The organism is Streptomyces sp. CRN 30 (assembly GCF_034105845.1).
Genome location: NZ_JAVRHI010000517.1, coordinates 20,502 through 29,432 on the forward strand (window position 1 = coordinate 20,502; position 8,931 = coordinate 29,432).

Below are 8,931 nucleotides of genomic sequence, written 5' to 3' on the forward strand. Positions count from 1 at the left end.
CGCCCGCCCATACCGCTCTGATCTGCGTGGCCCTCCCCGGCATGGCTCTCTCCACGGCGCAGGGCCAGCTGACCGGCCAGGGGCTGGAGGGCTTCTACCGTGCGGGCCGGCGCATGCTCTCCCGCTGCCAGGTGCGCGTGGCCGGCCGGGAACCGCTCGCGGTGCAGGCGCGGATGGTCGCCGCGGACCGGGCCCGGTTCACGGGCACGCTCCGGGTGTCCGCCGACGCCGGCCCGGATCCGGAGGTCATGGTCGAGCGCCTGCGGTACGCGGACGGCACGGAACGCATCACGTTGCACAGTGCCGCGCTGCGCCCCCTGCGGCTGCCCGTCGAGGTGGCGCTCGGTACGGACCTCGCGGAGCTGGGCGCCATCGCCTCCGGCCGGGCCGGTCCCGAACTGCCCGCCAGCGTGCACGACTCCGGTCTGCGCTGGTCCAGCGCCACCGGGCACGCGGCCGTCACCGCCGATCCGCCGCCCGCCGACGCCCTCGCCTCCGCGGGGCTGCTGCGCTGGGAGCTGGAACTCCCGCCCGGCGGCACCCGCAGCGTGGAACTGCGCGTACGGCCGGACGGCGCGAGGGCCGTCAGATCGGTGGGACACGGGGTCATGGGTCCGATCGCCCAGGCCACGGCGGCCGGCGACGACCCCCGGGTGCAGGCCCTGCTGCACAGCTGCGTCCAGGACCTGCGGGCGCTCCTGCTGCGCGATCCGGCCGGCCCGTCCGACGCGTATCCGGCGGCAGGGGTGCCCTGGCGCTGCGGCATGGCCCCGGCCGACGCCCTGGCCGCCGCCAGGATGGCGCTGCCGCTCGGCACCCGTCTGGCCGCGGGCACGCTGCGCACCCTGGCCCGCACCCAGCTCGCCGGGCCGGGGCCGCACCACGGCCGGATCCCCGGGCCGCTGCGGGACGCGGGCCCGTACCTGCCGCCGGGCTGCACCGGTACGGAGGCCACCCTGCTGTTCCCGGTGCTGCTCGCGGAGGCCCGGCGCTGGGGCCTCACCGAACCGGAGGCCGAGGAGCTGCTGCCGGCGGCCGAGCGCTGTCTGCGGTGGCTCCGCGGAGCCGCCGGTGACGGGCCCTACCTGCCCGACCCGCGCCCCGGCGGACCGCTGCGCTGCGAGGTGCAGGCGCACGCGCACAGGGCGGCGGTGCTGGGCGCCGATCTCCTGGACACGTACGGCAGACCGGGCGGCGCGGAGCTGCGGGAGTGGGCACGGGAGTTGCGCACCGCGTTCCACGGCGACTTCTGGGTCGAGGACCGGGGCGGCGGCAGGCCGGCGGCGGCCCGTACCCCGGACGGGCGACCCGTTCCGCACCTCGGCGCGGCCGCCGCCCACCTCCTCGACACCGGGCTGCTCGGCTCCGGCACGCCGGCCCCGGGGCTGCTCGACCGGGTACGGACCGAGCAGCTCGCCCGGCTGCTGGGCGGACCGGCCATGGACTCCGGGTGGGGGCTGCGGACGCTGGGCACGAAGGAAGCGGCGTACAACCCCTTCGGGCATCGCGCGGGGTCCGTTCGCGTCCACGAGACGGCGGTCGCGGTCGCGGGGCTGGCCGCCGCCGGGTACGAGAAGGAGGCGAGCTCGCTGCTCCGGGGCGTGCTGGCGGCGGCGGAGGCCTTCGGGCACCGGCTGCCCGAGATGTACGCGGGGGAGCAGCGCACGGAGGGCGGCGCCCCGCTGCCCCACCCGGCGGCCTGCCGTCCCGCCGCGACGGCCGCGGCCGCGGGGGTGCTGATGCTGACCGCCCTCGCCGGGATCCGTCCCGACGCCCCGGCGGGCACGGTGACGCTGCGCCCCGTGCGCAGTGCGCCGCTGGGAGAGGTCGGGTTCACGGGACTGCGGGTCGCGGGCGCCTCCTTCTCGGTGCGCGTCAGCAGACTCGGACTGGCGATGGTGGAGGAAGCGGCCGACGGACTGCAGCTGGGGGTGTGACCTCGGCCGACGCAAGTGGGAGCGCCCCCCGGCAGTCGCTGGTGAGGGGCACGGCGGACAGCCGTGGATCAGGTGGCGGTGAGGTCGGCGAAGGGAGTGTTTATCGTCAGGAAGACGACTATGATCGCGGCATGCCCTACGACCCGTCAGCCTTCCCGCCCTTCGCCGTCACCGTGGACCTGGTCGTGCTGACCGTGCGCCGCCACGTCCTGTGCGCACTGGCGGTGCGGCGGGGGGAGCAGCCGTTCCAGGGGCGGTGGGCGCTCCCTGGCGGGTTCGTCCGGTCCGACGAGGACCTGTCCCAGGCCGCCGCGCGCGAGCTGGCCGAGGAGACCGGACTGCGCGCCCACGACCCGTCGGGCCCGGCCCAGGACAACGGTGCGCACCTGGAGCAACTCGCGACGTACGGCGATCCCAAGCGCGACCCGAGGATGCGTGTGGTCAGCGTCGCCCACCTCGCCCTCGCCCCCGACCTGCCGGCGCCCAGGGCGGGCGGCGACGCCAACAGCGCGCGGTGGGCCCCGGTGGAGGAACTGCTGCGGCAGAGCGGTCACGGCCGTGAGGGTGAACCGGTCGTGCCGCTCGCCTTCGACCACGCGCAGATCCTGGCGGACGGCGTCGAGCGCGCCCGCTCCAAGATCGAGTACTCCTCGCTGGCGACAGCCTTCTGTCCGCCCGAGTTCACGGTCGGTGAGCTGCGCCGTGTCTACGAGGCCGTGTGGGGCGTGGTCCTGGACCCGCGGAACTTCCACCGCAAGGTGACGGGTACGCCCGGCTTCCTCGTGCCGACCGGGGGCACGACCACGCGCCAGGGCGGCCGGCCCGCCCAGTTGTTCCGCGCGGGTGGTGCCACGCTGCTCAACCCGCCGATGCTGCGCCCCGAGGTCTGAGGAACTCGGCCGCCCCGCCCGGCCCTTCCGGGTGGGGCGCCACGCCCCCCTCAACCCGCCGGTACCATCGCCCGACGTACGAAACCGTAGAAAACGGGCATGTGGCGCTATCTTGCTGTGGGTGATCCAGGCCATCGGACTGACCAGTGCCTCCCGCAAGGAGCGTCCGCCCGCCGTCGACAACCTCTCCTTCGCGGCGTGCCCCGGCCGCGTCACCGTGCTCCTGGGCGCTCCGGGCGCGGGCAAGACGACCTCCGTGCGGCTCATGCTCGAACTCCAACAGGGCCGTGGCACCACCCACTTCGGCGGGCGCCCCCTGCACCGCGTCCCGCACCCGCCGCGCGAGGTCGGCGCGGTCCTCGGTGACGTGTCCGGCCATCCGGCCCGCACGGTCCGCGGTCACCTCCGCCTGCTGTGCGCCGCGGTCGGCGTCCCCGGGCGGCGGGCGGACGACGTCCTGGAGACCGTGGGGCTCGCCGGCCTGCGCGACGAACGCCTCGGTGCCCTGCCGCACGGCATGGAGCGCCGCCTCGGCCTCGCCTGCGCCCTCCTGGCCGATCCGCACACCCTCGTCCTCGACGCACCCGGCGACGGACTGCCCGCCCGCGAGAGCCGCTGGCTGCACGGGATGCTGCGCGCCCACGCCGACCGGGGCGGCACCGTGCTGTTCACCACCCGGGACCCCAGGGAAGCCGCGCGGGCCGCCGACCGGGTGGTCACCCTGGATCACGGCAGACTCGTCGCCGACCAGGAGGCGGCCGACTTCGCCCGCACCCGCCTGCGCCCCCGCGTCGCCGTCCGCAGCCCGCACGCCGCACGGCTTGCGGCGCTGCTGGCCGAGGAGGCCCGCGGCGCCCGGCGCCCGGTCGAGGTCGTGCGTGAGGACGGCAACCGGCTCTCGGTCTACGGCAGTACCTGTGCCGACGTCGGAGAGGCCGCGTTCCGGCACGGCGTCCTCGTGCACCGACTCGCCGACGAGACGGGGGACATGGGCCCGACACCGGCTCGCGACGACCGGACGTCGAGCGACTCGACGTCGAGCGACCGGGCGCCCGACGCCGCCCCGTCCACGCGGGACACGGAGGTGTCCGCCACGGATCCTCACCCGGCGTCCTCCGCCGAGTCCCCGGCACCGACGCCGGTACCCGAACCCGCACAGGCACCCCCACCCCGCCCCGCGACATCAACCGGTGCCCTTGCCCCGTTTCCCCCACCCATCACCGTCCGGCCCGCCCGGAGCCCCTCGCACCCCCTCCGCTACGAGCTGCGCCGGGCCGCCGGGATCGGTGCCGGCCGTCTCACCGCCGTCGCCGTACTGGTCGTCTCGGCCCTGCTCTGCCTCGTCCTCGCGCGCGTCGGGCACACCCCGCGGCCGCACCTCCTCGTCGCCTGGCCGCGGGAGCTGCCCCTGCCGCCCGCGGCGCTCGGCGCCGGACTGCTCGGGGCGCTCGCCTTCGGCGACGAGTTCCGGCACCCCGTACTGGCCGCCGACCGCGGCGCCGTTCCCCGCCGCCTGGGGTTGCTCGCCGCGAAACTGTGCGTGGCCGGGGCCACCGGGCTGCTCCTGGCCGTCCTCACGGTGGGCTGCGACCTGGAGGTGCTGCACCTCCTCCACGGGCCGGAAGTCGCGGAGGTGCCACCGGACTGGCCGACGCAGGGAGCGAGTTGGATCGGCCTCGTCGTCGGGTGCTCCTGGGCCGGAGTGCTGGCCGCCGGCGTCTTCCGGTCCACCTCCGCGGGGCTGGCCGCGGTGCTCGCGGTGCCCGTACTCGTCGTGCCGCTCGTGCACGAGGTCCTGACGGGGGTGGGCGCACGGGTCGTGGCCGGGCTCTCGGCGCAGCTGGGCGAGGTGCCCCTGGTGGGCCTGCCGCGCTCGGCGCGCCGGCCGCTCGGAGGCGAGGAGTACCTCGCCGCCGCGGCCCGGGTGGTGACCCAACCCGTGGGCGGAGCCCTGCTGTTGTCGCTGACCTCGCTGCTCGGCGTCTACCTGCTCACGACCCTGCGGAGCGGGACCCGATGACCGTAGTCCGCGACCTTCCGTCCTCGTCCGCTGCGCAACTCCTCGCAGTGAGCCCCTTTCTTTCCGATAAGGCGTCAATTGCGATGGGGTGAGCGATCACCCTTTCGTGTGCTTTTCACCAAAGACCTCAAGGCAGTTGAGATCGGCGCCGACAAAGGATGCGTGAGTACCCTTGCGCACACCATGATGACCGCCGCCCGCTCCGCCGACTCCGGCCTGGCCGGCCCGGGCGAACTCGACCGCTACTCCTACACCGAGGCCCCCGGCGCCGACCGTGTCGGCCCCCCGGCCTGGGAGAGCCCCGATCCCGAACTGGGGCGTGTGGGCCGACGCGCCGCCGGCAGCCGTGGACGTGGGCTGCACGGCCAACTCGTCCAGCAGCTCGGGCAGATGATCGTCTCGGGCGACCTCGGTGCGGACCGCCCGCTCGTCCCCGAGGAGATCGGGCAGCGGTTCGAGGTCTCCCGTACCGTCGTCCGCGAGTCCCTCCGCGTCCTGGAGGCGAAGGGGCTGGTCAGCGCCCGCCCCAACGTCGGCACGCGGGTCCGCCCGGTCAGTGACTGGAACCTGCTGGACCCGGACATCATCGAGTGGCGCGCCTTCGGGCCGCAGCGCGACGACCAGCGGCGCGAGCTGAGCGAGCTGCGCTGGACGATCGAGCCGCTCGCGGCGCGCCTGGCCGCCGGCCACGGGCGCGAGGAGGTCCAGCAGCGGCTCGGCGACATGGTCGAGATCATGGGTCACGCCATGGGGCAGGGGGACGCGCTCACCTTCTCGCGCGCGGACGCCGAGTTCCACTCCCTGCTCATCCAGGTCGCGAGCAACCGCATGCTCGAGCACCTCTCCGGCATCGTCTCGGCCGCCCTGCAGGTCTCCGGGGGCCCGGTCACCGGGTGCGACCGCCCCAACGAGAGCTCGCTGGCCCACCACGCCCGGCTCGTCGACGCCCTCGCCGCGGGGGACGGCGCGGCGGCCGAGGCGGCGATGCGCCAACTGCTCACGGTCCATCCCGAGGTGGAGCGCGTGGTCCCCGCGCCGCGCGAGCACTGACCGCGCGCCGGGGGCGGCACGGTCGTCGGGTGAGGTGCCTCCTCCCGGGAGCGCCCGGCTGCGTCACCTTCCGCCGTCGGGCCCCATCGGCTCCCCCAGGGGAACCGGCGGGGTCCGACGGCGCAAGGGCGGCGGAGGCACGGGGTGCGTACCGGTCATGGTCATGGATGGCATCATTTGATCAGGTTTGGGTGGATGCGGGCATCTGCGGGATGTGACTCGGGCCACGCAGATTGGGCGTAACGCTCCTCGGAACAACGCGATGACCTAAGAGGTGACAGCCGAGAAGGGAATGCGGACGCCGCTCGTGGCGCTGTGCTCTTGTCGGCCCCGCCCGCGCCGTCGGCCCATCCCCAGTCGGCGGTCGTCGGCTCCTGTCCGCAGTGGACGGGGCCGGAAGCCGTTTTCCAACGTTCCGAGAGGTTGTTCGTGTCGGCCAGCACATCCCGTACGCTCCCGCCGGAGATCGCCGAGTCCGTCTCTGTCATGGCGCTCATCGAGCGGGGAAAGGCTGAGGGGCAGATCGCCGGCGACGATGTGCGTCGGGCCTTCGAAGCCGACCAGATCCCGGCCACTCAGTGGAAGAACGTACTGCGCAGCCTCAACCAGATCCTCGAGGAAGAGGGTGTGACGCTGATGGTCAGTGCGGCGGAGCCCAAGCGCACCCGCAAGAGCGTCGCAGCGAAGAGTCCGGCCAAGCGCACCGCCACCAAGACCGTGGCGGCGAAGACGGTGACCACCAAGAAGGCCACTGCCGCCGCCGCTCCGGCGGCGTCCGCCGCCGACGATCCCGCCGAGGGCGCCGCGCCCGCGAAGAAGGCCGCGGCCAAGAAGACCACGGCCAAGAAGGCTGTCGCCAAGAAGGCCGTCGCCAAGAAGACGGCGGCCAAGAAGACGACCGCCAAGAAGGACGACGTCGAGCTGATCGAGGACGAGGCCCTCGAGGAGACCCCGGCCCCCGGCAAGCCCGGCGAGGAGCCCGAGGGCACCGAGAACGCCGGATTCGTGCTCTCCGACGAGGACGAGGACGACGCGCCCGCCCAGCAGGTCGCCGCCGCCGGTGCCACCGCCGACCCGGTCAAGGACTACCTCAAGCAGATCGGCAAGGTCCCCCTGCTCAACGCCGAGCAGGAGGTCGAGCTCGCCAAGCGCATCGAGGCGGGCCTCTTCGCCGAGGACAAGCTGTCGGCCGCCGACAAGCTCGCCCCGAAGCTCAAGCGCGAGCTGGAGATCATCGCCGAGGACGGCCGCCGCGCCAAGAACCACCTGCTGGAGGCCAACCTCCGTCTCGTGGTCTCCCTGGCCAAGCGCTACACCGGCCGCGGCATGCTCTTCCTGGACCTGATCCAGGAGGGCAACCTCGGCCTGATCCGCGCGGTGGAGAAGTTCGACTACACCAAGGGCTACAAGTTCTCCACGTACGCCACCTGGTGGATCCGTCAGGCGATCACCCGCGCCATGGCCGACCAGGCCCGCACCATCCGTATCCCGGTGCACATGGTCGAGGTCATCAACAAGCTGGCCCGCGTCCAGCGCCAGATGCTCCAGGACCTGGGTCGCGAGCCCACCCCGGAGGAGCTGGCCAAGGAGCTCGACATGACCCCGGAGAAGGTCATCGAGGTCCAGAAGTACGGCCGTGAGCCCATCTCGCTGCACACCCCGCTCGGCGAGGACGGCGACAGCGAGTTCGGTGACCTCATCGAGGACTCCGAGGCCGTCGTCCCGGCGGACGCCGTCAGCTTCACGCTCCTCCAGGAGCAGCTGCACTCCGTCCTCGACACCCTGTCCGAGCGCGAGGCGGGTGTCGTCTCGATGCGCTTCGGTCTCACCGACGGTCAGCCGAAGACCCTGGACGAGATCGGCAAGGTGTACGGGGTCACCCGTGAGCGCATCCGGCAGATCGAGTCCAAGACGATGTCGAAGCTGCGTCACCCCTCGCGGTCGCAGGTCCTGCGCGACTACCTCGACTGAGCACGGCTCGACCGAGTTTCGCTCGTACGCCCGAAGGCCCGGCCTCCCCGGTGGAAGCCGGGCCTTCGGCGCGTGTGCAGCACGCGGGAGCCCCGCCGGTGGACCACTCTTGGTGTGCCATCGACTCCACGGAGTGAGGAGCTCTCATGCGTCGACGCTTCGCCCGGGTACTGGCTCTCGCGGTCACCGCGACGGTGATACCGCTGACCACCCCCGCGGCCGCGCCGGCGAACGCCGTCATCGGCGGTCAGCCGGTCGACGTCGCGCGGACCCCGTGGGCGGTGGCGCTGTCGAGCCGCGACCGGTTCGGACCGGAGAGGTCGGGACAGTTCTGCGGCGGTGTGCTGGTCGCGCGCTCGACCGTGCTGACCGCGGCCCACTGTCTGAGCGAGGCCGTGCTGGGGATCCCGTGGCAGCAGGTGACCGATCTGAAGGCGATCGCGGGCCGCGGTGATCTGCTGTCGAAGCAGGGCCGCGAGATTCCGCTACGGAAGGTCTGGGTCAACCCCCGTTACGACACCTACACCAACGCGGGGGACTTCGCCGTCCTCACCCTCGCCGCACCGCTGCCGGAAAGCTCCGTGATCCGTATGGCGGGAGCGGGCGACCCCGCGTACCGGCCGGACACGGACGGCGCGGTGTACGGCTGGGGGGACACGACGGGTACCGGCGACTACGCCCGTACCCTGCGGGCGTCGAGGGTCAGGATCCTGCCCGACACGGTGTGCGAGAAGGCGTACCCGGGCAGTAGCGAGGGCACGTACACGCCCCGCTCCATGGTGTGCGCCGGGGAGCCGGCGGGGGGCCGTGACGCCTGCCAGGGCGACAGCGGCGGTCCGCTGGTCGCGCGGCGCAAGGTGATCGGCCTGGTGTCGTGGGGCAGCGGGTGCGGGCACGCCGGGAACCCGGGCGTCTACACCCGGATCTCGGAGATCGCGGGATCGCTGGGCCGGCTTCGGTGAGCCGGCCCGTGGGGCCGCCCGGCGGACCCGCCGAGGGGCGGGGCGCCCGGACGGTGCGGCGCCTGCGGACCGCTCCGAGGGGCCGGTACGCGGGTGGCGGG

The 8,931-nt window shown here is 73.8% G+C and carries 6 protein-coding genes; all 6 read left to right on the plus strand.

Annotation, left to right across the window (positions count from 1 at the left end; all coding sequences use genetic code 11):
* The first annotated feature begins 41 nt into the window (after positions 1 to 41).
* Entirely contained in the window at positions 42 to 1,937 is a 1,896-nt protein-coding gene (locus UW392_RS60720) for a glycogen debranching N-terminal domain-containing protein (RefSeq protein ID WP_320784087.1), read from the plus strand.
* 131 nt (positions 1,938 to 2,068) lie between these two features.
* Positions 2,069 to 2,827, plus strand: a complete 759-nt coding sequence (locus UW392_RS60725) for an NUDIX hydrolase (RefSeq protein WP_320784088.1) — start codon at positions 2,069 to 2,071, stop codon at positions 2,825 to 2,827.
* Between the two features lie 121 nt (positions 2,828 to 2,948).
* Positions 2,949 to 4,847 (plus strand): ABC transporter ATP-binding protein, encoded by a 1,899-nt coding sequence (locus UW392_RS60730; protein ID WP_320784089.1) that lies wholly within the window; start codon positions 2,949 to 2,951, stop codon positions 4,845 to 4,847.
* 162 nt (positions 4,848 to 5,009) lie between these two features.
* Entirely contained in the window at positions 5,010 to 5,897 is an 888-nt protein-coding gene (locus UW392_RS60735; RefSeq protein ID WP_320784090.1) for a FadR/GntR family transcriptional regulator, read from the plus strand.
* A gap of 429 nt (positions 5,898 to 6,326) precedes the next feature.
* A complete protein-coding gene (locus UW392_RS60740) occupies positions 6,327 to 7,868 on the plus strand; it encodes an RNA polymerase sigma factor (protein WP_320784091.1) in 1,542 nt (513 codons plus the stop codon).
* Between the two features lie 146 nt (positions 7,869 to 8,014).
* The gene (locus tag UW392_RS60745; RefSeq protein WP_320784092.1) at positions 8,015 to 8,830 is read left to right on the plus strand and encodes a serine protease; all 816 of its coding nucleotides are present in this window, start codon (positions 8,015 to 8,017) and stop codon (positions 8,828 to 8,830) included.
* Positions 8,831 to 8,931 lie beyond the last annotated feature (101 nt).

Excerpts from the sequence above, each read along its gene's own strand:
- UW392_RS60725 (WP_320784088.1), top strand. The coding sequence starts at position 2,069 with ATGCCCTACGACCCGTCAGCCTTCCCGCCCTTCGCCGTCACCGTGGAC.
- UW392_RS60720 (WP_320784087.1), top strand. The coding sequence starts at position 42 with ATGGCTCTCTCCACGGCGCAGGGCCAGCTGACCGGCCAGGGGCTGGAG.
- UW392_RS60745 (WP_320784092.1), top strand. The coding sequence starts at position 8,015 with ATGCGTCGACGCTTCGCCCGGGTACTGGCTCTCGCGGTCACCGCGACG.